Genomic DNA, 24,342 nt, shown 5'->3' with positions numbered 1-24,342 from the left:
GAGTGCGGCCATGGACGCCGCCCTCTGGCCCTGGCTGGCCATCGCTGCCATGGGCGCACTGCACGGGCTCAACCCCCTCACGGGCTGGGGGCTGGCCACCGCCTGCAGCCTGCACGCCAACGACCGCAGCATGCCGCTGCGCGCACTCCTGCCCATGGCCTGCGGGCACCTGGCCGCCGTGGCATTGGCGGCGGCTGCGGCGGTGTGGGGGCTATCGTTGTCTCCATCCGCGCTGCTGGCGGTAGCGGGCGGCCTGGGTGGGGTGGTAGTGCTCACTCGCGCGCATTGGCCGGCGGCGGTGTGGCATCGCCTGCGCAAGCAGGCCGGGCCCGTGGGCATGGCAGTCTGGTCCTTTGGGGCAGCCACGGTGCACGGTGCCGGGCTGGCACTGGTGCCTGCGCTGGCCCCGCTGTGCGGGAGCGATGGCGCAGCAGGTGGGGCGGCTCCAGCGGGTGGCGGGCTCTCCACCCCCTTGCTGCTGGCGCAGGCCGCGCTGGGTGTTCACATCCTGGCCATGCTGGCCGTCACCGGGGCCACGGCCGCTGCGGCCTGCCAAGCTGTGCAGGCCGCCCAGCGCTGGCTGCAGCGCCACCGGCGTTGCAGCGGCGGCCCTGCCCGCTGATCAGGCCTTGGCCGGGCGGTGCAGAGCGCAGATCTTGTTGCCGTCCGGGTCGCGCAGGTACGCCAGGTACAGCTTGCCGCCGGGGCCTTCGCGCCAGCCGGGTGGGTCTTCGCAGGTAACGCCGCCGTTGGCTACGCCGGCAGCATGAAAGGCGTCAGCCTGCTCGGGCGACTGCATGGCAAAACCGATGGTGCCGCCGTTGGCAAAGGTGGCGGGCTCGCCGTTGATGGGGGTGGTGATGCCAAAGGTACCGGTGGGGCCGCGATAGAAGTAGCGGTTCTTGTTGGCCACCCCGGGCGGCACACCCAGCGTGCCCAGCAGCGCGTCATAAAACTTCTTGGACCGCTCCAGGTCGTTCACACCGACCATCACATGACTGAACATTCATCGTCTCCTGTAAGCCCCTCAAGGGGCGGGTTGTGGCCAACGGTTGGCGGTGGCATGTTAGCGGGTGGCTATCGCCATCACAGGGGCGTGCCACAAGCCCCTGTGCGGCACTCTGGCTGGGGCGCCTTTTGGCGGTAGCCTCTGCGGCCCCCGGGCGTCCACACAGGCTGCATGGAAGCCGGTTTGAGGCAAAAATGCGCCATAGCGCTAGTACAACATGCCCGAATAGCTATCTAATTTATAGCAAGCATCCGCAGCGCCAATAGCTTCCGCGCGCCACCCCATCCCCTCGTATTGCCCGTTGAACAAACTATCACACCCCATGCTGCCCACTGCTTCCCCGCCCCACTTCACCCCGGTGCCCCTCGACAAGGCCTACCGGCTGCTCAACCACGGCCCCGTCGTGCTGGCGTCGGCCACCCATGCAGGCCAGCACAACGTCATGGCCGCATCGTGGGCCTGCGCACTGGACTTTGCGCCACCCAAGGTCACCGTGGTGCTCGACAAGGCGACGCGCACGCGCGAGCTGGTGGAGGCCAGCGGCTTCTTTGCACTGCAGCTGCCCACCGTGCCCCTGGCAGCGCTCACCGTTGCCCTGGGCACCGACACCGCCAAGACCATGCCCGACAAGCTGCAGCGCCATGGCGTGGCGTTATTTGAAGCACCGGGTCAGTCCGCGCAGACCACGCCCCCGCTGGTGCAAGGCTGCGCCGCCTGGCTGCTGTGCCGCGTGGTCCCCGAGCCGCACAACCAGCAGGCCTACGACCTCTTCATCGGCGAAGTTGTGGCCGCCTGGGCCGACGATCGTGTGTTCCGCAACGGGCACTGGGAGTTCGACGCCGCGCCGGATGACCTGCGCACGCTGCACTACGTGGCGGGTGGGCAGTTTTATGCGACGGGGGCTTCCGTCAGGGTGTGAGCCCGAGTGCAGGGGGCGCGTCGCCGCTGCGGCAGGCAGTGCGGGCTCCTGATCACCGTCTGCAGTGATGGGGGTGCAACGCCCGGCCGCGCACCGTCCACCGCGCCGCCCTGTCTCACTCCCCGTCCAACATTCCCACCTGCTTCAACTCCGCAAACTTGGCCGCCATCGTCGGGTTGCCGCGTGTGAGCTTCTTGATCGTCAGGTCCTCGGCCTTGTCGTTGGCCAGGCGCAAATTGTTCGCTGACTTGTGCAGAGCTTCCTTGGTCTTCTCAAGGTCCTTGATGGCCTCGTCAATGCGCTTGACGGCCTCCTCGAACCCGTCTGACGCCAGGCGCCAGTTGCGGCCAAACGCGGTTTTGAACTCATCCAGCTGCGTCTCAAACTTGGTGATGTCCAGGTTCTGCGAACGCACCATCGCCAGCTCGGACTTGTACTTCAGCGAGTTGAGCGCCGCATTGCGCAGCAGCGTGATCAGCGGCACAAAGAACTGCGGCCGCACCACATACATCTTGGGGTAGCGGTGCGACACATCCACGATGCCGCTGTTGTACAGCTCGCTCTCCGGCTCCAGCAGCGACACCAGCACTGCGTATTCGCACGCCTTCTCGGTGCGGTCCTTGTCCAGCTCTTTCAAGAAATCTTCGTTCCGCTTCTTGGTGGCCGTCTCATCGCTCTCGTTCTTCATCTCAAACATGATGGAAACGATCTCGGTGCCTTGCTCATCCGCCTCGCGGAAGATGTAGTCGCCCTTGCTGCCGGTGCGAGCGTCGTTGTCCTTGTCAAAGTGCGCGCGCTGAAACGCCGCCGCACGGATGCGGTTGAACTCAATCTCGCAGTGCTGCTCCAGCGTCTCGCCCACCATCTTGGTCGATAGCCGCGCCTTCATGTCGCGCAGGCGCTCAATCTCGCCTTCGCGGTCGCGCAACTGCAGGGCAAATTGCTCCTTGATGGCTTTCTCTTCCAACTGGTTCTTGACGGTGATGAGGCTCAGCTCGCCCTTCAAGGCATCGCGCTCCTGAGCCACCACGCCCACGGCCTGGTTCACCGCCTCCGTCACCGCCAACTGGCGCGCCACATCGCTGGCCGCCAGCTTGGCTTGCAGCGCCTGAATCTCGGCGTCCTTCTTGGCGGCTTCGGCCTGCAGCGCATGGGCCAGCTTGGCCTCGGCCAACTGGGCTGCAGCCTGCTGCGCGCTGCGTGCCTGGGCCAGCTCGTTGGCCAGCGCATCGCGCTCCTTACTCACCGCGCCCAAGGCTTCTGTGACGGCCAGCTTGCGCTCCACCTCGCCCGCGTCCAGCTGGGCTTTCAGTGCCTGAATCTCGGTGTCTTTGGCCGCCGCAGCCTTTTGCAGCGCATTGGTCACCTCCGCCTTGGCCAAGGCAATCGCGTCGCGCTTTTCGCGCTCGGCCAGCTCCAGCCGCTCGTGCAAAGCTTGCTCAAACTCGCCATCACGCACCTGCTCGAGGATGTCGGCATACCCCGCCTCCTCGATCTTGAAGGCTTTGCTGCAATGGGGGCAGATGATTTCGTGCATGGGAGATGGGGATTTTTTATAGGGGCTGATTGCCACCTAAGCATATCGGCGTTTGTGGGCGAAGACTGGAAATGCTCAGTGGATACGGCGCTGAGGGAGATCAATGACAAGCTGGTGTTTGGGGGCCTGGCGAGGCTGGGCGGTGAGGCTCAGTAAAGCGTACTTACTGGTCAAGTAGTGTGAGAATCAAGGGATGAGCAAAAGCCACGAACTATCCAACTTCATTTGGACCATTGCAGACCTTTTGCGCGGCCCTTATCGCGCACCGCAGTACGAACGGGTTATGTTGCCCCTGGTGGTCTTGCGCCGTTTCGACTGCGTTTTGGAAAGCACAAAAGAAGCGGTGCTGGCCAAATATGTACAGGTAAAAGACAAACATGAAGGCGCTGCGCTGGATCGGGTTTTGAATAAGGTGTCTGGCCAACGGTTTCATAACCACTCGCCCCTCAGCTTTGAAAAATTGCGTGGCGACCCAGATAACGCCCACCTGCATCTGGTTTCATACATCAACGGATTTTCTGAAAACGTCCGTAAGATTTTTGATCGCTTTGAGTTCAGCCACGAAATTGAGCGGATGAAGGAACACAACATTCTGTTCCTGGTCATTAAGAAGTTTTGCGAAGTTGATCTACACCCTAGCGTGGTGGACAACATCGAGATGGGCCTGTTGTTCGAAGACCTGATTCGGCGATTCAACGAACAAGCCAATGAAACGGCAGGTGATCACTTCACACCTCGTGAGGTCATCAAGCTCATGGTGCATTTATTGTTTATGCACGATGACGATTTGCTAACCAAGCCAAACACCGTTCGGAAAATGCTCGACCCTACATGCGGTACGGGTGGCATGCTCTCAGAGGCGAGGAAGTATCTTCATGAACACGGCTTGGGTGCCAAGCTCTATGTGTATGGTCAGGACTTCAATCCCCGATCCTATGCGGTTGCTGCATCTGATCTACTGATGCGTACAGATCCGAATGGCGCTGAAACCTCTACGATCAAATTTGGTGACACGCTAGTCGATGATCAATTCCCTGAGGAGCGTTTCGACTACTTCCTTGCCAATCCTCCTTTTGGTGTGGACTGGAAACGTCAGCAAAAGGAGGTGGTGCGCGAGCATGAGAAGTCGGGATTCGCTGGTCGCTTTGGCGCGGGCACCCCGCGTGTGAACGACGGCGCGCTGCTGTTTTTGCAGCACATGGTCAGCAAGTTTGAAAAGGTAGATTCCGCCAAAAGTCTGGATGGTTCTAGGCTGGCCATTGTGTTCAACGGCTCACCATTGTTTACCGGTGGCGCAGGCTCTGGTGAAAGCGAAATTCGCAAATGGATCATTGAAAACGACTGGCTGGAAGCCATCGTCGCCATGCCAGAACAAATGTTTTACAACACCGGCATTGGCACCTATGTCTGGATCGTCACCAACCGCAAAGAACTACGCCGCAGAGGAAAGATCCAGCTCATTGACGCCCGTGAGCGCTGGCAGCCACTGCGCCGCAGTCTGGGAGACAAGCGTCGCGAATTTTCAGAAGCGCACATTGCCGACATCGTTCGTGAGTACGGCAACATGCAGGCCAGCGACACCAACAAGGTTTTTGACAACGAAGACTTTGGCTACAACCGCCTGACCATTGAACGGCCCTTGCGACTGAGCTTCCAGATTTCGCTGGAACGGAAAGAGCGTTTCCTGGACGCCTGCCCCGACCTGCTGGACGACTTGCAAGCCATCGACAAAGCCCTGGGTCGTGACGCCAGTCAAGACTGGAATGCCGTCTGGAAGCAGGTGCAGTCACTGCTCAAGGCACGAGACAGCAAATGGCGTGCCCCACAAGCCAAGGCGTTTCGCGATGCCTTTACTGAAGTTGACCCCAAGGCTCAAGCTGTCATCGTCAAAAAATCCGGTGCGCATATCCAATACGAAGCAGACCCCAAGTTGCGCGACTTTGAAAACGTACCCCTCAAGGAAGACGTGCAGACCTATTTCGCACGTGAAGTGCTTCCCCATGTGCCCGACGCCTGGATAGAGTACGAGAAGACCAAGGTCGGCTACGAGATCAACTTCAACCGGCACTTTTACCGCTTCACCCCTCCGCGCCCCTTGGCCGAGATCGATGCGGACCTGAAGAAGGCCGAAGAAGAAATTTTGCAACTGCTGCGCGAGGTCACCACGTGACGGCACTTGAGCTATTGGAAAGCCTCAACCTGCTCGACGAGAACGAGCGCATTGAGGCCAAGCGTGCCTCTGAACTGGGTAAGTCGGTCTTGGAAACCATCTGCGCGTTTGCCAACGAGCCTGGCTTGGGCGGTGGATGGCTGCTGCTGGGCGTAGTGCGTGAAGAAATGGCGTTGTTCCCCTCGTATGAGGCAGAAGGCATAGAGCAGCCCGAAAAGCTGGGCGCAGAGATTGCCACCCAATGCCGCAACACCTTTAACCAACCTGTGCGGGTTGAGATCAGCACCGAAACCGTCAATGGCAAAGCCCTTCTGGTGGTGCATGTGCCAGAGGCACAGCCGCAAGACAAACCCATCTTCTTTAAAGCCCAGGGCTTGCCCAAAGGGGCGTTGCGCCGCATCAGCAGCACAGACCAGCATTGCACCGATGACGACTTGGCCGTCTTTTACCAAGGCCGCCAACAAGAAAGCTTTGACGGCACCCTGGTGGCAGACACCACGCTAGACGACTTGCAACCCGAAGCCATTGCCGACTATCGCCAGTCCCGCGCCCAAGCCAACCCCGATGCCGAAGAACTGCGCTGGAGCGATGAAGACCTGCTGCAATCGCTGGGCTGCATCCGGCGCAATCCACACGGTGCCTGGCAGCCCACCGTGGCCGGTGTCATGCTGTTTGGCAAACCTGTGACGCTGCGCCGCTGCTTCCCCATGATGCGGGTGGACTACATCCGCGTGCCTGGCCGCGAATGGGTGCCCGACCCTGACCGCCGCTTTGACACCATAGACCTGCGTGACCCGCTGCTGCGCCTGGTGCGCCGCGCCCAGGCCGCCATTCTGGACGACCTGCCCAAAGGCTTTGCTTTGCATGAAGGCGACCTGCAACGGCGCGACACACCCGCCATCCCCCTGCGCGTGATCCGTGAGGCACTGGTCAACGCGCTGATGCACCGCAGCTACCGCAGCCACAGCCCGGTGCAAATCATTCGCTACGCCAACCGGCTGGAGATACGCAACCCCGGTTTCTCCCTCAAGTCGCAAGACCACCTGGGCGAGCCCGGCTCGCAACTGCGCAACCCCAAAATTGCCGCTGCGCTATACGACACGCGACTGGCCGAAACCAAAGGCAGCGGCATACGCGTGATGCGCGAGAGCATGGAGCAAGCGGGCCTGACCCCGCCCTTGTTTGAATCCGACCGGGGCAACGACCAGTTTGTAGCCCGTTACTTCTTCCACCACTTCTTGGGCGCGGAAGACATCGCCTGGCTGGCGCAGTTCAAAGACCTGCAGCTCAATGAAGATGAGGCCAAGGCTCTGATCGTGGTGCGCGAGGCCGGTGCCATCAACAACGGCACCTACCGCGAGCTGACCAAGGTGGATACCCTGACCGCCAGCCAAGCCCTGCGCCGGCTGCGTGATGCTGGGCTGCTGGCCCAGAAAGGGCGCGGCTCAGCCACTTACTACGTGCCCACCGACAGGTTGCTAGACAAGGGCCTAACCAGTAACCCCGAGGCCTTATCTAGTGAGTCAGACGGCTTATCTAGTAACCCCCCAGCCTTGCCTAGTAACCCAGAGCCCTTATCCAGCAACCCCGCTGACAAATATGACGAAGCCCTGCGCAGCCAGTTGCTGGACGGCATTCCCGGCGCGCTGGCCGCCAAAGTGGGAGCTGTAGGCAAGCGTCACCCTCCTCAGGAGCTGCAGGATGTGGTTGTGGCCCTTTGCCAAGTGCGCGCCTGGAGCGCAGATGAGTTGTCTACTGTGCTGCGCCGCAACCCGGAAGTGGTGCGGCAGAGTTATTTGCGTCCGCTGATGCGTGAAGGGCGCCTGACCATGACCAACCCGCAGGAGCCGAATGATCCGCAGCAAGCGTATCGGGCGGTGGAGGTTGGGGAATGAACGCTGCAAAACGCATAAAACTGAAATACGTTGCTGACTACATTCAGCGTGGTGACGCACCAACATATGTCGATTCAAATGGTGTAACGGTCATCAACCAAGCATGTGTGCAACCCTCGGGTATTGATCTATCGAAGAGGAAGCTGCACGACCCAGAAGACATTGGGCGCATTACCTCATGGCTTCAACAAAATGATGTTCTGATTAATTCCACCGGTACCGGAACGCTCGGTCGTGTTGCCCATGTTCGTGAAGAGCCAACTTCACCAATGTTTGCCGACGGGCACGTGACGATTATTCGTGATGCCACAGGGCGTTTCGAGCCACGCTATCTGTTCTACGTACTCAGCATTCAGCAGGAGGAAATCACTGTTGAATGCTCTGATGGGGCAACCAACCAGATTGAGCTTAGCCGTCACAAGCTAGGAAACAAGTACATCGATTGGCCCCCAATACCGACTCAAAAGCGAGTGGTGGCGTTCCTTGATCGGCACACGAACGCACTTGACAGACTTATCGAGGGTAAAAATCATCTGTTGGATCTGCTTGCAGAGAAGAAGCGAACACTCATCACCCATGCAGTATCAAGAGGGCCAGACTCTGAAGTCCCAATTAAAGACACCGGCATTCCGTGGCTTGGGAACATCCCAGCACACTGGAATACAGAACGTGCCAAGTGGTTGTTTAAAGAACGTGATGTCCGTTCTGAAAGTGGCGATGAGGAACTGCTTTCAGTGTCCCACCTGACCGGCGTTACCAGTCGCTCAGAAAAGAACGTCAACATGTTCATGGCAGAAAGTCTGGAAGGCTATAAGCGCTGCGAGACTGGCGATTTAGTCATCAACACCCTTTGGGCTTGGATGGGTGCGATGGGCGTGACCCGTCAGCCTGGGATCGTGAGTCCCGCCTACAACGTGTACCAGCCAGTGCCTGAGTTGGACCCGGAATACATCGACTTGCTGGTACGCACGCCCCGCTTCGCAGAGGAAATTACTCGCTACTCCAAAGGTGTTTGGTCATCCCGCATGCGGTTGTACCCCGAGGGCTTGTATGAAGCTTGGTTGCCCGTGCCCCCGAAGGAAGAGCAACAAGCCATCGTTGCACACATCAAACAAGAAACGCAGAAGATTGATGCGTTTGCTTTGGCAACGGAAAAGACCATCAACCTCTTACAAGAGAGACGCTCTGCGCTGATTTCGGCAGCAGTCACTGGGCAACTCGATCTGGGCACATGACATGCAAATCAACTATCTATCGCTGAGCCAGTTTCGTGGCATCCAAGATGCAAGTATCAATTTCAAGCCTGGGTTCAACTTAATCGTTGGCGTCAATGGCGCTGGAAAGTCATCGGTGCTGGATGCCCTTTGCATTGTGCTTGCCCGTGCACTGCCCGCGCTGACGCCATCTGGCGCGCACAGTGGCGTAGCAACGAGGGTGGCCGACATTACGGTCAACAAAAGTGCGCTTGCGATAGTTGCAAAGTTCACCTGCCACGCGACGGACTTTGCGTTGACATTGACCGAGCAAGCCAGCGGCGTTCAAAGTGCGATTGATCAAGACCGGGGACTGAAAGATATTCGAGACGTAGATGAATTACCCACTTTGCGTCGGCACGAGCGCCCGGAGCCCGGTGATCCAAGACTCGCGGGAACGTTACGCGGACAAACTAGCATCAATCCCGAGGCGCAAGAGCTAACGCCTACCCCGGACCCCAAATTGAAGAAGGCGGCTAATCAACCGCTTGTACTGTTTCTCTCTGTCCGTCGATCTATCCCCAGCGAGAGGGCGACAAGCTCAAAGAAAGGTTCTGCATATCAAGCCGTGTTCAATGTTGAGCGAGGGCTTGAAATTCGCACTTTGGCGCAGTGGTGGAAGGCCCGTGAATCCTTGGCTGCAGAAGACCCAAGCTCCAAATCTGCGACGCAATTGGCGGCTGCCAGAGCAGCTTTGAAAGAGATGTTGCCAAGCATGGCCGATTGGCGAGTTGAGGGCGAGCAAGTCCTCGTAGACAAAATCGTTGAGGTCAGCGGTATCGCAGCAAGTGGCGAGCCAGAGGTTCGTGAAGAGCGGCGCACATTGCCCATATCTTCACTTTCAGACGGTGAAAAGAGTTTGATTGCCATCACCACCGATATTGCGCAGCGCTTGGCCGTTTTGAATCCTAATGAAGCCAATCCAGTCAAGACAGGTAACGGTGTTGTCTTGCTCGATGAAATCGATTTACATCTTCACCCTTCTTGGCAACGGCATATTGCTATTCATTTGCCCAAAGTATTCCCGGGCTTGCAGTTCATTGCTACGACACATTCACCACAGGTTATCGGCGAGACCGAACCTGGCAGGGCAATCCTCTTGCATGCAGGCGGAAAAGTTGAATACCTCGACGAATCACTGGGCCGCGATAGTGGTTGGATATTGCGGCATGTAATGGATACACCGGAACGGAATGCAGAACTCCAAGCTGGGCTGGATGAAGTCGATCAACTTATTGATAGTGAAGAATTTGATGCTGCAAAAGAAAAAGTCCACTCGTTACGGAGCCGCTTTGGCAACGACAAGGAGCTTATCGGAGCAGCAGCCGCAATAGCGCGATGGGAGCCAACTGACGATGAAGAAGATAGTTAAGGGTGCGCAAGCGCCGGCACTCACTAACTGGTATGCAGTTAACGCGGCCTTACCCCAAAACTTATCGTATGGCGCTGCAGGGTTTCCAATTGCTGCAGTCCTAAAGGGGCTGCTTATTGAGCAGGGTTATGTTTGCGCGTACACATTGCTACGCATCGGCGACACAACTGCGCATGTCGAGCACTTAAAACCACAAACTCGATGTAGAAGTGAAGATGCAGCCCGAACTGCGGCAAATTTACCGGTGCAAAGAGAAGATATTGCTTGGAGCAATATGGTTGCCTGCGCACCTGAGCCAAACATAAAAGTCAAGCCCCCATATGGGGCTACAAAGAAAGACAAGTGGTGGCATGCAACCGATTTTTTGTCACCTTTAGATCCGAGCTGCGAACAACGTTTTGTTTACTCAAGTGATGGAAAAATTGCGCCGAGCACGGCCACAGATGTTGCAGCAAGGGAAACCATAAGTCGAATTGGATTGGACAACGAAAAACTCGAAGAGTTGAGGAAGGCTGCCTTTCTTAAGGCGGGCATACATAAGCGCTCCGATCGACCAATTGAGTCTCCCAGGAAAGTTGACCAACTCATCGCGAAATGGTCTAAGAAAAACCAAACTACTTTGCAGTGCGAGGAATTTTGTGTTCCGTTGGTTCAGGTTGCAAAAGCCTATGCCCAATTTCTACGAACCAAGGGATATCGGTAATGAATACCCGCCATAACGAAACCAGCTTCGAATCCGTCATCGAAGCCCACTTACTGGCCAACGGTTATGAGTCCGTCGCACCATCGACCTATCACGCCGGCCACACATTCTTCACCTCGATAGCTCTGGCCTTCATTCGCACCAGCCAGCCCAAAGAGTGGGCCAAGCTGGAAGCCTTGCATGGCATTAACACCGAAGCCACCGTCCTCAAAGACCTGACGCACTGGTTAGACACCTACGGCACGTTGGCTGTGCTGCGCAACGGGTTCAAATGCTATGGCCGCACATTGCGGGTGGCATTCTTCAAACCTGCGCATGGCATGAACCCGGAGCTGGCTGCGCAGTACGCGGCCAACCGCGTGGGCGTGACCCGGCAGCTGCGCTACAGCGCCAAGAACACCAATGAGTTGGATTTGGTGCTCTCCATTAACGGCATTCCGGTGGTGACTGCAGAGCTGAAGAACCCCATGACGGGGCAAACCGTGCAGGACGCAATAGCCCAATACCAACAAGACCGCGATCACCGTGAGCCGCTGTTTGAGTTCAAGCGCCGCGCGCTGGTGCACTTTGCGGTGGATACCGAGCTGGTGTTTATGACCACGCGCCTGGCGGGCAGTGCCACGCACTTCCTGCCCTTCAACAAAGGACTGGATGGAGGCGCGGGTAATCCGCCAGACCCCACAGGGCAGGCCTACCGCACGGCCTATCTGTGGCAAGAGGTGTGGCAGCGCGATAGTTTGCTGGACATCATTGCGCGCTTTATGCATCTGCAGGTGGAAGATAAGCGCACCGAAGATGGCCGCCTCATCAAAAAAGAGACCATGGTCTTCCCGCGCTACCACCAGTTGCAGGCGGTGCGCGACCTGGAGGCCGCTGCGCGGCAAGAGGGGCCGGGCCACAACTACCTGGTGGAGCACTCTGCCGGCAGCGGCAAGAGCAACACCATTGGCTGGTTGGCGCACCGGCTGGCTTCGCTACACAACGATGCGGACCAAAAGGTGTTTGACTCAGTCATCGTCATCACCGACCGCCGGGTGCTAGACAGGCAGTTGCAGGACACCATTTACCAGTTTGAGCACCGCCAGGGCGTAGTGCTGAAGATTGATGAAGATTCGCGCCAACTGGCCGAGGCGCTAACTAACTGCGTGCCCATCATCATCTCTACGCTGCAAAAGTTTCCGTTTGTAGCGCGGCAGCTGGCCAAGATGGCAGAAGAGCGCGGCGATGCCTCTGCCGATGCCGTGCTGCCAACACGCCGCTGCGCGGTGATCATTGACGAGGCACACAGTTCTCAGTCTGGCGAAACCGCCACCGACTTGAAAGAGGTGTTGGGTGGCAACGTGCTGCGCGAAGCGGCGGCCCGCTATGCGGTGGACGAGGGCATAGACAACCTGGACGAGCTTTACCGCAGCATGGCCAAGCGTGGGCGGCAAGCCAACCTGAGTTTTTTTGCATTCACCGCCACGCCTAAGCACAAGACCTTGGCCGTGTTTGGCCGGGAAGATGCGGGCAAAGCGGGGCAGCCTTTTCACCGTTACACCATGCGGCAAGCCATTGAAGAGGGCTTCATCATGGATGTGCTGAAGAACTACACCACCTACGCCACGTACTACAAGCTGGTCAAAGCCAGCGAAGACGATCCGAACGTAGAGCGCAAGCAAGCAGCCAAGGTGCTGGCGCGCTTCATGCGGCTGCACCCGTACAACATTGCGCAAAAGACCGAGGTGATGGTGGAGCACTTCAACGCCGTCACCAGCCACCGCATTGGCAAGAAAGCCAAGGCCATGGTGGTTACGGGCTCGCGCTTGGAGGCCGTGCGCTACAAGCTGGCGTTTGACAGCTACATCCGCGAAAAGGGGTACAACTGGATCAAGACGTTGGTGGCTTTCTCGGGCGAGGTGCTGGACGAAGAGCTGCCTGACCAGACTTGGACAGAAGTCCGAATGAACGGCGGCATCAAGGAAAGCGAGCTCCCAGAAAAGTTTGATTCGCCGGAATACCAGGTGCTGCTGGTGGCGGAAAAGTACCAAACGGGCTATGACCAGCCCCTGCTGCACACCATGTATGTGGACAAGCGCTTGGCGGGCATTCAGGCGGTGCAAACCCTTTCACGACTAAACCGCATGCACCCGCTCAAGGAAGACACCTTTGTGCTGGACTTCGTGAATTCGCCAGAAGACATTCGCGAGGCCTTCAAACAGTATTTCGAAGGTGCGGAGATGGGCGAAGAAGCAGAGCCCAATCGCATGTATGCGATCAAGGCGGAGCTGGACGCTTCTTGCATTTATCTGGCCGAAGAGGTTGAACGTTTCATCGCGGTGTACTTCAAGCCAAAGCAACGTCAGAGCGCAGCAGACCACCAAGCCATGAACGCAACGCTGGACCCTGCTGTGGATCGCTTCGCAGCGCTGCAGGAGGTCAACGAGGAAGAAGCGGAGTTGTGGCGTGGCAAGCTCAATGCGTTCCGCAATCTCTATGCGTTCTTGTCGCAGGTGATTCCTTACCAGGACTCTGACTTGGAGCGGCTCTATACCTTCCTCCGATTCTTGTCCCCCAAGCTACCCAAGCGAGCCACAGGGGAGCGCTACAGCTTTGACGATGAGATTCGGCTGGAGTATTACCGCCTGCAAAAAATCAGCGAAGGCTCAATCAGCTTGCGCGAGGGCAAGACTGCCCCATTGGATGGCCCACGCGAGGTGGGCTCTGGCGCGGGCCACGATGAAGAGGTGCCACTGTCGCGATTGATAGATGTGGTCAACGAACGGTTTGGCACGGATTTCACCGATGCCGACCAGTTGTTCTTTGATCAGATCATTGAGGCGGCAATTGCGGATGACTCATTGCAGGAAGCTGCAGCAGTCAACCCGGAAGGTAAGTTTGACCTTCTGTTTTCTGGCTTGCTGGAGACCTTGTTCATTGAACGCATGGAGCAGAACGAAGATATCTTTGCCCGGTTCATGAACGAGCAAGATTTTCAAGGGCTGGTGTCTGAATGGATTTCGCGGCAGGTTTACGAACGGCTTAGAGACGCACGGCAGAAGCGTTGAACTGACGCGCAAAGCCTCCGCTGCCACCTACCCCTATCACCAGGCTCTGCGTCGCCCGTGTCGCCGCCACATAAAACACCCACGCTGCTTCCTTCTCATCCTCTCCCGCCCCCAGCATGTGCCCCACGCCGGTTAGCGCCACCACGGGGAATTCCAGGCCTTTGCTGACCTTCATAGTCATCACCTTGTTCTCGTTGCTGGTGGAGTCAAAGTCCCCTGGGCCCAGCCGCTTCCTTACCGGCAGCTTGCGTTGCGCCAAGGTGCGGGTGCTCAGGTCGCGGGTCATAGTGTCTGCACACAGCACGAGCATGTCGCCGTACGTATTGCCCGCCACAGAAAGGTCACGTAACAGATGGCTCCGGCTCATATTGTCGACAGTGTTGACACAATCTCTGCGCTGGGGAAAGCCTGCGCAAACTTGACCATGCGGCGCAGGTTGCGCGCTTCAAAACCCCGGCCAAACTCTTGCGAGAGCTGTTAGCCCAGTTGCTCCAGCGTTTGGCTGTCGCACTGGGCACGTTTGCCGCCCAACACTTCGGTGGCCAAGCGCTGGCCCACCACCCAGTACAGGCGGGTGAGTTCGGCATTCACTGCATCGGCCAGGCGATGGCGGCTGTTGGCGATGAGGGTGCGCAGTTCTGCGTGCAGGGACGTGGGCAGGCCGTCTGCCGCTGTAGAAGCCAGTGGATTCATGGTTGGAGCTCGTGAGCCGTGATGTCGGGGGCTTCGCCCAGACCTTCGCAGCAGTGGCAGTCAAAGCGGTCTACATCGCAGGCGAGGTGGCTTAGAGCGGGGATGGATTTTTCGGTACATCACGTCCTGAGTGATTCGAGACTTCCAGTTCTCATCAGGCCTGATTGAGATCGGAAGCCTTCCAGAGCCACTCCCCTTGGATTTGAAGCGTTGATGGCCAAGCATTTACCAAAATGACAAGGGAAGTAATGACAGCAGCCATCGAAGCAAACAAACCAAAATTAATACCAAACAACCAAAACAACATAGAAATTAAAATAATAAAAATAGATCTTTTTTTTGATTTTTCCCAATATTTATTAAGCAAAATAAGCCTATTGTTATAATCAACCAAACACTGCTCCTTATATACCCCGCATGTTTGATTGATGTCCGGAAAATCTTTAGCAGATTTTTTGCCAAGATTACTTCTTCTTGCAAATACAACTGGCCTTATGGTGATGACATGAACAGTGAACTCATAATTTCCCTCATACCCTTTATCCCGTCTGTAAGTTGAGTAAATTGCACCATTTGCACCAATTTGGCTGGCCAATCTGTTGGCTCGCTGCCTAACTTCAGCAGGATCCCCTCGATCGCTAGCCGTGACAACCCAATCACATACCTGCAGGATCTCCCACCCCTTTATTTCAGAAGACTTACTAACCAAGAACTCGCGAGGAACTTCATATAGATTACCTTCGGCAACAGAGCTGAATTGCACTTTATATGCTCGGTAGCCCTTGGGCGTAACGCCTGCCTCAAAATTAACCGGCATTCCATCAGAAATACGGGCACTATCAGCCCCACCAGCAACATCCCTGCCATGAAAGAAATAATTTCTTCCATCTTCCCCTGAGATAAAACCATATCCCTTGCTAGGTAGAAAGCTTTTTACAAAACCTGATGTAAACATAAATTAATTCACTGCAACTTATCAAACGCCCCCAGCCAGCACCAACCTCTGCGTAGCCCTGGTCGCCGCCACATACAACACCCGCGCCGCCTCCCTACGGGCCAGCACCTCGGCCTCTAACAGCGCCTGCACACCCTCTCCCGGATCGGTGGCCTCGGCCCGCATTCGCTCCAGCCGCTCCACCCCCGGTATCGCCACCACCGGAAATTCCAGCCCCTTGCTGACCTTCATTGTCATCACCTTCACGCTGTTGGCCAGCGGGTCATAGTCGCCCGGCCCCAGGCGGTTTTGCACAGGAATGCCACGCTTGGCCAACGTGCGCGCGCACAGGTCACGAGTGTCTTTGTCGCGGCACAGCACGGCCATGTCGCCCCAGGCAAAACCATCGGCATGCGCGCCTTGCAGCAGCTCGGCAATCTTGGCGGCCTGTTCGGGCAGGGTGGGCAAATTGATGACGATGGGCTCGGGGCCGTCGCGGCCGCAGCTCACGGGTTTGACGAGGGGGATGCCGTCGTCGTCGCGGTCTTCGGCGGTGAGCAGGTCGCCCGCGATGGCGTTGGCGGTTTGCAAAATCTGCCGCGTGTTGCGGTAGTTGATCTTGAGGATGGTGGTGCGGCCCTGTGCCTGGATACCCACGCTTTTGAAGCTGAAGTTCTTTTTGCGGCCGCGCTCGTAAATGCTTTGCGCGTCGTCGTACAGCACCAGCAGGCTGTTGGTGGTGGGGTCCACCATTTGGGTGACGAGCTTGAGCCATTCGGGCGCAAAGTCGTGGCCTTCGTCGATGAGCACGGCCAGGTATTGGCCGGTTGGGATGTGGCCCCGGTCCACGCCGATGATGACGCGCTGGACCATGTCGGCCATCTTGGCGTCCACGCTCTGGTTGTCTGCGGGCAAGGCTTGCCCATAGGCCACCAGTTGGGCGCGTGCCCATTTGTGGAAGTGGACGCAGTGCACGCGCTCGCTCAGCCCCTTGGCGGCCATGGTGGCGGCGAGCTTGACGGCCAGCGGCTCGTTGTAGCAAAGCACCAGCACGGGCTTGCCTGCGGCGTGGGCACGGGCCAGGTACTCGGCGCGGTAGCCCAGCACCATGGTTTTGCCGGAGCCCGCCACGCCGTGGATGACGCGGTGGCCGTCGCCCAGGCTGCGGGCCAGTTGCTCTTGCTGCAGGTCCATCACGCGCAGCATGTCGGGCACTTCGGCCTGCATGTCGGCCTCGTCGAACAGGCTGGCTTGTTCGGGGATGCGCACCTGCGGAAAGAGGATCCAGCGCACGCGGTCGATCTGCGGCAGGGTGAGCGTGTGGTAGCGCTCGTAGGGAAACATCTCCCACAGGCGGCTCTGAAAGCTCTCGGGCTCCACGCTGTCGGTCATCTCGTCGCTGCAGATGACGCGGTGGGGCGCAATGGCCTGGCCCAGCTGCGCTTCGATGAACTGCTTGCGCGTGATGTTGGGCAGCACCACGCCGTAGCTCCACGCAAACACTACTTCGCCCTGGCGGCGGCCTTCGGGGTGCACAAGGCGCTTGTCGGCGCGCAGTGCATCCAGCACGGCATGGGCGTAGTGGCGAGCCTGGGCGAAGGGGGATTTGATGGCTTTGGGCTCGCCGCTGGCGGCGTCCAGAATCGTCCAGTCTTCCTTGTCGGCCTGCACGATGGTGCCCAGGCGAAAGTCTTTGACTTCCAGAATCAGCAAGCCCCGGCTGGGGTGCAGCACGATGAAATCAGGGTGCAGTTGCTGGGGGCCGACGGGTACGTCGTACCAGAGCAGGTAGTCGTCGTCGAGTTTGTCTTCCAGCCTCTCGGCCAAGCGCTTTTCTCCAAGGGTCATGCGCCGCAAGCACGCACCCAGTGCCGGTATCAATGTCGCCATGCCGCCAGTTGCCCCCCTATGTTGTGCACTGCATATCTTTGTATGCAGTTGTTAAGGCACTTTAGGTGGTGTGGCAGTGGGGCGCAACTTTTGGATGCCAAGTGTGTTGGCGGGCGCTGGTTGAGTGGCCGCTGCAGAAGGACTTGCGCGGCCAAGACCATTCAAACCATACTGGCCTGTAGCGCTTATCCAATAAGCGCTGGCAGCTATCAATTTCATATCAATCAACTAACGCCCCTCCGGCACAGGGCGTGCACTGGCGCCGCCTTGCAAGTCCCTGCAGTGTCGTCAGGTAAATTGCCCCGCATGCCGAACACTTCTTCACCCCCCTCAGCCGCCGCCCCGGCCTCCCTCATCGACTCCCGCCAGGCCGCTTGGCGCCTGCTGACCACGCTGGGTTTGGTGGTGCTGGGCAACAGCAGCATGTATGTGGTGTCGGTGGTGCTGCCCGCCGTACAGGCCGAGTTTGGCGTGGGCCGTGCGGATGCGTCGCTGCCCTACACGCTGATGATGGTGTGCCTGGGGCTGGGCGGCATCTGGACCGGGCGCATGGCCGACCGGCATGGGCTGATGCCGGTGCTGTGCGTGGGCGCGGTGGCCGTGTGTGGCGGGTTTGTGTGGGCGGGGCTGTCGGGCAGCATCTGGGGGTTTGGGCTGGCGCACGGACTGATGGGGCTGATTGGCAGCTCGGCCACGTTTGCGCCGCTGATGGCTGACACCGCGCTGTGGTGGAACAAGCGGCGCGGCATTGCGGTGGCGATCTGTGCCAGCGGCAACTACATTGCGGGCGCGTTGTGGCCGCCCATCGTTCAGCACGGCATCGAGCTGATCGGCTGGCGCCACACCTATGTGCTGCTGGGCCTCGTGTGCGGCGTGGGCATGCTGCTGCTGGCACTGCGCATGCGCCAGCGCGCGCCCATGGTGCAGATGGATGCAGCCCCTGCACCGGCCGCAGCGGCGCAAGGTGCGGCAGCCGGTGTGGTGCCCACTGCGCTACTGCTCGACCGCAGCCGCCCGTTTGGCCTGCGCCCGTTGCATGCGCAGCTGCTGCTGTGTGTGGCGGGTGTGGCCTGCTGCGTGGCCATGGCGATGCCACAGGTGCACATCGTGGCCTATTGCACCGACCTGGGTTTTGGCGCGGCGCGCGGGGCCGAGATGCTGTCGCTGATGCTGGCGTGCGGCATCGTCAGCCGCTTGGTGTCGGGCGTGATCTGCGACCGCATTGGCGGCGTGCGCACGCTGCTGCTGGGCTCGGCATTGCAGGGCGTGGGGCTGGCGCTGTTTCTGCCGTTTGACGGGCTGGTGCCGCTGTATGTGATCTCAGCGATGTTCGGGCTGTTTCAAGGCGGCATCGTGCCCGCCTACGCCATCATCATCCGCGAGTATTTCGCGCCCCAGGAGGCTGGGGCCCGGGTAGGCGCCGTAATCATGGCCACGTTGATCGGCATGGCGCTGGGGGGCTGGATGTCGGGCTGGATCTTCGACCTGACGGGCAGCTACCGCGCGGCGTTTTTGAACGGCATGGCGTGGAATCTGCTGAACCTGTCGATCGTGGGTTGGCTGTTTTGGCGCGTGCGGCGCCAGTCTGTGGTGGGGCGAGTGCAACCCACTGCAAGGTGAGTACGGCGTGCGGCACGTCTGCCCGCAGCGCTCGCCAGTACTAAAAAATCATGGGTGAGATGGCTAACGGCCTTAGCACTCGCCAACGCGCGGGCCGGTAGTTCAATGTGTGGGCCAGACGCTGGAACACAGTGAGCCGTTTCCGCTGTGGTAGCCACATGCCAGCGCAATGTGGCCCAAGCGGCGGCGCGGGTAGCGTGTAGGCACCGATGAAGCAGCCTTCTTGCGACAAACGGGTGAGCTGTATATCCGTGTCGTTATGGGCTCCGGCCTTAAGCTGGCAGATCCGCACCTCGTTATTCAGCGCGGCCGTAGGGGCCACTCGAGTTCCTGATCAACGGTGTTCCAGTCGTACGCACTGAATACCGTATGTCTATTTGAAGGGCGCTCGTCTAGTTATTACTTGACCCGCGTTTGTTCAATATATTCTTCGCAGCGGTGAGGATCGTGAATCCCATATCGAATAGCGCAATATTCCAAAAATTGATTTTTTCGGGTGCTGTCAAGTGAATCAAATAGATCGCGGTCGAGTGTATATTGCGCCGGGTTCCTGAAAAGAACTTGAAACGTTGGGGCTGTCTTTATAAAGGGATTCCATGCACTCCCCACTTCATGGTCTCCAACGTATCGATCAAACCCAACAAAAAGCCACGCAGTCAGAAACAAAAAAAGTATGCCGACAAAAAAAGCGATTTTTTTTGTCATATCAAGGTTTTGAAAGATCAAATTTTTTACGCAATTGCTCCGCAATGATCATTCCGTAAATTCCTGGGCATGCCCTGCTACTGCCCGCAGCTTGTGCAAATTCCCGATGCCCTCCAAGCCGTTTGATAGGAAAAAATTCGATCAAAGTTTGGACTAATTTTTCCGCTTTTGACATTTGCAGCTCGGATGGCTCATCGTGATTAACTGCAAGTTGATCCTTTTGCACGCCCAAGAACTCAGAAACCCCGGCTCGCACTCCCCTGCTGCGCGTAACGTTTGCGACGCCCGGACCGTAACGCGATGCCTCACCTCGAACACTCAAGTCAGCCAGGAAAACCACTCCGATGACGCCAGTGTTCCCTTTTTCAATGTGAGCTCCCTTATGGCGAATATCAAGCGTTTCATAAACCACCCCTCGACAATCGATAGCATAGTGATAGCTAATTTGTCCGAAGCTATTCATATCGATTTTCTCGGCGTTCTTTAGGGCATCAACACCGCTCGCCGCACATGAAAACGAATTGCCCGCATGATGAATGGCGATGGACTGGTAGCTCCAGTCATTCTGGGGAATCTTGGCAGGGTTCAAAGCCTGCCACGTTTTTCGTTCAACAATATTCACCCGGTCAATGATTACTTGCCGGATTTTTTCTTGATCGGCAACTAGGCATGCTGCGGTGGGATTGAGAATTCTTATGATATCTTGATTCAGGGCTCTGTGAGTCGAGCCATGGGGGAGAATGATGGAGTCTGCGGGTGTAACGCCAATCATTTTTTGAAATACATGGATGGCTTGGAGTGTTTCGGGAGAAATTCTGCCATCTTCTTTGATAGGTTGATAGCCGATCTTGCAATTCATATGGCGGTTGAGAGCTCGCTGAACCGCTTGTACCTCATGAGGATTATTTCCGACAGTTTTCCCAATTGGCGAAGTGATTTTAATTTCGGCCATTATTAATATTTTATTGAATGGTGCTCTTTCTCAGAGAGTCTTGGTACGGAGCACTCATCCCTACCAAACGGCTGAAATACTGATTAGCATTTTCCAATCACAAAAGCACGACTCCATCAAACGGCCTGTCGGGGATTTTCTGAGACCCCAAGGGCGCAAGTGACCATTGGGAACGTCGCTCTCGGTGTTGCCAGGAGGCATTTGAGCAGTCTGCTAGCCCGCGGGCCCTCAGCGACAGCTCCATCGTTTGAGCACCGGTGGCGAGCTGTTCATGTCGTGCTCGGCAACGCAAGACGCAATGTTTTTGTCGAGCGGCTTGGTAGCGGTGGCCGATGTCCCGGCGTATTCACAAGCTACCCAGTAAACGCGGTCGGTCGGAGCGAACAGCCACCGCGAGGTGAGCGTCTTGCCTTTGCGCTGCGCGCTGCTGGGCGCTAGTTGGGCCATCTCCTCCGGTGGCCCCGCGTAGAAGGAAATATTGGCAAGAGGATGCGTGTCGTTGCTGCTGCGGGTTTGCCAATCTGAAGCAAGAGCGGGCGAGGGCGTTTGTTGGACCTGAATCGATGGTGGGCAAGCGATTGCCTCGGGGGACGCTGCGTTGCCTGGGGCCTCTTGCGCGATGGCGGGCCCGCTAGCGCCCAAAACAATCAGTACAAGACTTAGGCCAAATTTAGTCGTCATACCGATTACTCCACCACCGAAAAGGCGTCGCCATTGTTGCTGGGGTCAACATACTTCCCGGTCTTGTCTTTTCCGAGAAACATCAACCGACGCAAGCGGATCGTGCCGCTGCCGGACCATTGATCGACGACCGTGATTCCCGATGCATCCTGGGACACATACAACGCCGCATGGTTGCCAGTACCTTGGTTTGGGTACTTTCCGTTGACGAAGGTTGCGATGGCAGTGCCCTTTTTGAGCAGCATATTGCCTTTCACAGAGGCCCCTTCTCTCCAGAGCGATGAGGCTGGCGCGTTGGCGTAGTGCTTAACAAGTGCAACGCAGTGGTGCGTGCCCACGAGCGGCTGCTTGGCCAAGGACTCTGGGTTGTCGTAGATGTATGACATTCGTTTGCTGGCAAAGCCGCACAAACACGCCTGTCGGGGCTCGTTCAGGCGCTTGGGGCGGCCGAATTCTAGGAGTGCCGCACAGCCGCAAAACGTGACATTGGAAACCGCTTGTGTGCAGACATTGGCGTCCCTTGCATGTCTGCGACCTGCCCGAGCGCTACTCACCCTGCAGATACCGCCCCGCTAGTTCCTTCTGCGCGGCAGCGTCCACGCCCAGCACGTCCACCAGATACGCCTGCAGCCCGCCAAAGTCGTTGTCCACCATGTGCAGGGCGGCATCCAGAAACTCCTCTTGCACACGCCACAGCACGCGCAGCACTTCCTCTGGCGCGTGGCTGCCCATGCCGGCTGGGCGCTGGTACAGCGCGTTGGTGAGCAGGTAGTCGTGCATCACCACATCGCGCGGCACGCCCAGCGTCAGCAGGATGAGGGCGGCGGCAAAGCCGGTGCGGTCTTTGCCTGCGGTGCAGTGAAACACCATGGGCGCATCGCTGGCCAGCAGCAGGCGGAACAGCTCGGCAAAACGCGGAGCGTTATCGTGCACAAAGCCCCGGTAGGTGTCCTGCATCAGGCCCACTGCGTCTTGGGCGGTGAGCTGGCGGCCGGTGCGCTGCAGTTCCAGCGCGCGCTGTACCACCGTGGGTTCGATGTGCAGCGGGTGGTAGGCCACGCCGGGCAGTTCGTAGGCATACGCAGCGCTTTCGGCCTGGCCCCGAAAGTCCACCGCGCGGGCCACTCCCAGGTCGGCCAGCAGGGCCTGGTCTTCGGGCGTCAGGCCCGCCAGGTGGTCGGAGCGGAAGATGCGGCGCCACTTCACGGGGCGGCCGCCGTGGCCGGTGTAGCCGCCGAGGTCGCGGAAGTTGGTGGCGCCCCGCATGGGCAGGGATCGGGTGGGGGCAGAAGAGGACATGGTCGAAAGGCTCAAGCACAGGGCGTTGCCGCAAGACTAGCCCAGATGCGCCTGCCCGGTTGTCGCATGGGGGCTATCCACCGCACCGGCATGCCGTGTGCGGGGATCGCCCCCCCTTCGCTGCGGCGGGGTTACTTGCCCTGCACGTAGGCGTTGCGGGCGGTCACCGCCAGGTCGGGGTAGTTGGCAAACATGCCGTCCATGCCCATGTCCAGGTACTTGCGGAACTCTGCGGCGGCAGGAGCGGCATCGGCTTGCGCAAAGGTCCAGCCGTGCACCTTCAGGCCTGCGGCATGGGCCTGGTCGATGAAGGACTTCGTGACGGGGTAGGTGGTGTTGTTGATGAGCACGCCCACCCCCTCGGTGAAGGCAGCCACATCTTTCAGCGTGAGCGCCTGCACGCCGGTGGCGCTCGTGACCCCCATGCGCGCGGTGCCGTCCGCCGCAGTGGTGGCCACCCCCAGCAGGATCTGAGGCATCTTGTTGTTCTGCGCGACTTGCTTGGTGCGCAGGCTGCGCAGCGTGGCATCGCTGAACGACTGGATGAAGACCTTGCTGTTGGCGTTGTAGCCGTTGGCGGTCAAGGTCTTCAAGATGCCATCTTCCATGGCGGGGTCGGCCTGCTTGGCCTCGGGGTAGATGCCTACTTCGCGGCCTGCGGTGCTGCTTTGTTTTTTGGCCAGGTCCACCACTTCCTGGAAGGTGGGCACGGCGAACGCGTTGGCCGAGCTGGGCGTGAAGCCTGGGTAGCTTGCCTTGCCCGTGCCGGTGGCCACCACGGTCAGTGTCTTGATTTCGGCGAGAGTGAAGTCCGACACCTTGTAGCCGCCGTTGCGCTGCGCGAACAGTGTGGCCACGTTGGTGGTGCGGTTCAGGGTGTCGTCGTGGATGGCGACCAGCGCGCCGTCCTTGGTGATCTGCAGATCGGGCTCGATGAAGTCCGCCCCCATGCGGATGGCCAGCTCGTAGCCGCCCAGCGTGTGCTCGGGCAGATAACCGCTGGCGCCACGGTGCGCGATGACCTGGGGTTGTGCAGGCGCATCGTCACTACCGCCACACCCGGCAAGCACCAGGGCAGACAGGCAGACGGCGGCGAAGGAGGACAAGACTTTCATGGCAACGGTTCCGTTTCTGAAAAGAGGCCGACTCTAGGGCGGCGCCATTGCAGCGGCGTGACATGGTGGCGCGGATATGCGCAGGACAGAAACGCAGGAGACACCGGGGCGACAGTGAACCCTGCGATACAAGAACCCATGCCGCATGCAAGTGCGGGTTCAGGTGCCTGGTGACGCCTTTGTCCGATGGGCTGCGAACCGTCAGGGCGGGAGCGAGGTCACCGCGCCATCCACCGGCAGCTCTTGCGTGCCCTTGGGACAGGGCTGGTCGGTGTAGGTCGTGCGGCCGTCTTTCACACACTTGCGCGGTTGCGGCGCAGCGGGGGTTGAGGCTCCGTTGCGCGCGGGCTGCGCCTGGGCGGGCCGCTTGTCAGGCGGCAGGGTGTCGGGGCCCGGGCGGGTGATCTTTTTCCACATCTGTGCGGACCACGGCCCTGCCTGCGGCAGCCAGGCATCGCGCGTCCACCACGCAGCGGCGGCGGCAGCCACCACCACGATCGCAATGGCGGTGAGGACGGTGCGTTCCGTGCGGCTACGCATGCTGATGC

Annotated in this window: 21 protein-coding genes and 1 pseudogene; 9 read left to right on the top strand and 13 right to left on the bottom strand. The window is 58.7% G+C overall.

Annotation, left to right across the window (positions count from 1 at the left end; all coding sequences use genetic code 11):
• Positions 1-10: 10 nt before the first annotated feature.
• Positions 11-622 (top strand): hypothetical protein, encoded by a 612-nt coding sequence (locus ACOYR4_RS22725; protein WP_295936602.1) that lies wholly within the window; start codon positions 11-13, stop codon positions 620-622.
• Here ACOYR4_RS22725 and ACOYR4_RS22720 read toward each other — a convergent pair whose 3' ends face one another.
• Entirely contained in the window at positions 623-1,006 is a 384-nt protein-coding gene (locus tag ACOYR4_RS22720; RefSeq protein WP_015016318.1) for a VOC family protein, read from the bottom strand. It lies immediately after the preceding gene.
• Between the two features lie 325 nt (positions 1,007-1,331).
• Between ACOYR4_RS22720 and ACOYR4_RS22715 the strand changes: the two genes are divergently transcribed.
• On the top strand, positions 1,332-1,928 hold the full coding sequence (locus tag ACOYR4_RS22715) for a flavin reductase family protein (RefSeq protein WP_422848158.1): 597 nt from the start codon (positions 1,332-1,334) through the stop codon (positions 1,926-1,928).
• 115 nt (positions 1,929-2,043) lie between these two features.
• Here the strand turns inward: ACOYR4_RS22715 and ACOYR4_RS22710 are convergent, their stop codons facing one another.
• On the bottom strand, positions 2,044-3,465 hold the full coding sequence (locus ACOYR4_RS22710) for a DUF2130 domain-containing protein (protein ID WP_422848157.1): 1,422 nt from the start codon (positions 3,463-3,465) through the stop codon (positions 2,044-2,046).
• A 193-nt stretch (positions 3,466-3,658) separates the two neighbouring features.
• Here ACOYR4_RS22710 and ACOYR4_RS22705 point away from each other — a divergent pair, with 193 nt between their 5' ends.
• Genes ACOYR4_RS22705 through ACOYR4_RS22680 form a run of 6 tightly spaced genes read left to right on the top strand, consistent with a single transcriptional unit; the run spans position 3,659 to position 13,905 of the window.
• Positions 3,659-5,635 carry a type I restriction-modification system subunit M gene (locus tag ACOYR4_RS22705; RefSeq protein WP_422848156.1) on the top strand — a complete coding sequence of 659 codons (1,977 nt, stop codon included), beginning with the start codon at positions 3,659-3,661 and terminating at the stop codon, positions 5,633-5,635.
• Entirely contained in the window at positions 5,632-7,530 is a 1,899-nt protein-coding gene (locus tag ACOYR4_RS22700; protein WP_422848155.1) for an ATP-binding protein, read from the top strand. The genes ACOYR4_RS22705 and ACOYR4_RS22700 overlap by 4 nt, the downstream gene beginning before the upstream one ends.
• Positions 7,527-8,765: a restriction endonuclease subunit S gene (locus ACOYR4_RS22695; RefSeq protein ID WP_422848154.1), complete on the top strand. Its 1,239-nt coding sequence runs from the start codon at positions 7,527-7,529 to the stop codon at positions 8,763-8,765. The genes ACOYR4_RS22700 and ACOYR4_RS22695 overlap by 4 nt, the downstream gene beginning before the upstream one ends.
• A gap of 1 nt (position 8,766) precedes the next feature.
• Positions 8,767-10,155 carry an AAA family ATPase gene (locus ACOYR4_RS22690; RefSeq protein WP_422848153.1) on the top strand — a complete coding sequence of 463 codons (1,389 nt, stop codon included), beginning with the start codon at positions 8,767-8,769 and terminating at the stop codon, positions 10,153-10,155.
• The gene (locus tag ACOYR4_RS22685) at positions 10,139-10,858 is read left to right on the top strand and encodes a hypothetical protein (protein ID WP_422848152.1); all 720 of its coding nucleotides are present in this window, start codon (positions 10,139-10,141) and stop codon (positions 10,856-10,858) included. The genes ACOYR4_RS22690 and ACOYR4_RS22685 overlap by 17 nt, the downstream gene beginning before the upstream one ends.
• On the top strand, positions 10,858-13,905 hold the full coding sequence (locus ACOYR4_RS22680) for a type I restriction endonuclease subunit R (RefSeq protein ID WP_422848151.1): 3,048 nt from the start codon (positions 10,858-10,860) through the stop codon (positions 13,903-13,905). Before ACOYR4_RS22685 ends, ACOYR4_RS22680 begins: the two co-directional genes overlap by 1 nt.
• Here the strand turns inward: ACOYR4_RS22680 and ACOYR4_RS22675 are convergent.
• From ACOYR4_RS22675 to ACOYR4_RS22660, 4 genes and pseudogenes are all read right to left on the bottom strand, one after another.
• The gene (locus tag ACOYR4_RS22675) at positions 13,880-14,191 is read right to left on the bottom strand and encodes a 3'-5' exonuclease (RefSeq protein ID WP_422848150.1); all 312 of its coding nucleotides are present in this window, start codon (positions 14,189-14,191) and stop codon (positions 13,880-13,882) included. The genes ACOYR4_RS22680 and ACOYR4_RS22675 overlap by 26 nt on opposite strands.
• A 77-nt stretch (positions 14,192-14,268) precedes the next feature.
• Positions 14,269-14,598, bottom strand: a pseudogene (locus ACOYR4_RS22670) (DUF1016 N-terminal domain-containing protein).
• Positions 14,599-14,752: 154 nt separating this feature from the next.
• Positions 14,753-15,553: a cold-shock protein gene (locus tag ACOYR4_RS22665; RefSeq protein ID WP_422848149.1), complete on the bottom strand. Its 801-nt coding sequence runs from the start codon at positions 15,551-15,553 to the stop codon at positions 14,753-14,755.
• A gap of 21 nt (positions 15,554-15,574) precedes the next feature.
• On the bottom strand, positions 15,575-17,380 hold the full coding sequence (locus ACOYR4_RS22660; RefSeq protein WP_422848148.1) for a 3'-5' exonuclease: 1,806 nt from the start codon (positions 17,378-17,380) through the stop codon (positions 15,575-15,577).
• A gap of 348 nt (positions 17,381-17,728) precedes the next feature.
• On the opposite strand from ACOYR4_RS22660, the gene ACOYR4_RS22655 reads away from it, so the two are divergent.
• Entirely contained in the window at positions 17,729-19,042 is a 1,314-nt protein-coding gene (locus ACOYR4_RS22655) for an MFS transporter (protein ID WP_422848147.1), read from the top strand.
• A gap of 399 nt (positions 19,043-19,441) precedes the next feature.
• On the opposite strand, the gene ACOYR4_RS22650 is transcribed toward ACOYR4_RS22655, so the two are convergent.
• The 7 genes from ACOYR4_RS22650 to ACOYR4_RS22620 all read right to left on the bottom strand — a co-directional run bounded on the left by ACOYR4_RS22650 (position 19,442) and on the right by ACOYR4_RS22620 (position 24,334).
• Entirely contained in the window at positions 19,442-19,747 is a 306-nt protein-coding gene (locus tag ACOYR4_RS22650; RefSeq protein WP_422848146.1) for a hypothetical protein, read from the bottom strand.
• Position 19,748: 1 nt separating this feature from the next.
• Complete coding sequence (locus ACOYR4_RS22645) at positions 19,749-20,699, bottom strand: peptidoglycan recognition protein family protein (RefSeq protein ID WP_422848145.1); 951 nt, start codon at positions 20,697-20,699, stop codon at positions 19,749-19,751.
• Positions 20,700-20,927: 228 nt separating this feature from the next.
• Positions 20,928-21,380: an STY0301 family protein gene (locus ACOYR4_RS22640; RefSeq protein WP_422848144.1), complete on the bottom strand. Its 453-nt coding sequence runs from the start codon at positions 21,378-21,380 to the stop codon at positions 20,928-20,930.
• 5 nt (positions 21,381-21,385) lie between these two features.
• The gene (locus ACOYR4_RS22635) at positions 21,386-21,766 is read right to left on the bottom strand and encodes a BPSL0067 family protein (RefSeq protein ID WP_295936634.1); all 381 of its coding nucleotides are present in this window, start codon (positions 21,764-21,766) and stop codon (positions 21,386-21,388) included.
• Positions 21,767-21,926: 160 nt separating this feature from the next.
• Positions 21,927-22,679 carry a tyrosine-protein phosphatase gene (locus ACOYR4_RS22630; protein ID WP_422848143.1) on the bottom strand — a complete coding sequence of 251 codons (753 nt, stop codon included), beginning with the start codon at positions 22,677-22,679 and terminating at the stop codon, positions 21,927-21,929.
• Positions 22,680-22,810: 131 nt separating this feature from the next.
• Complete coding sequence (locus ACOYR4_RS22625; protein WP_422848142.1) at positions 22,811-23,794, bottom strand: glycerophosphodiester phosphodiesterase family protein; 984 nt, start codon at positions 23,792-23,794, stop codon at positions 22,811-22,813.
• 201 nt (positions 23,795-23,995) lie between these two features.
• The gene (locus tag ACOYR4_RS22620; RefSeq protein WP_422848141.1) at positions 23,996-24,334 is read right to left on the bottom strand and encodes a DUF4124 domain-containing protein; all 339 of its coding nucleotides are present in this window, start codon (positions 24,332-24,334) and stop codon (positions 23,996-23,998) included.
• Between the last annotated feature and the right edge of the window lie 8 nt (positions 24,335-24,342).

The organism is Acidovorax sp. M14 (assembly GCF_049331375.1).
GTDB lineage: Bacteria > Pseudomonadota > Gammaproteobacteria > Burkholderiales > Burkholderiaceae_C > Acidovorax.
Note: the sequence above shows the minus strand (reverse complement) of the source record. Positions and strands in the feature narration are given on the sequence as shown.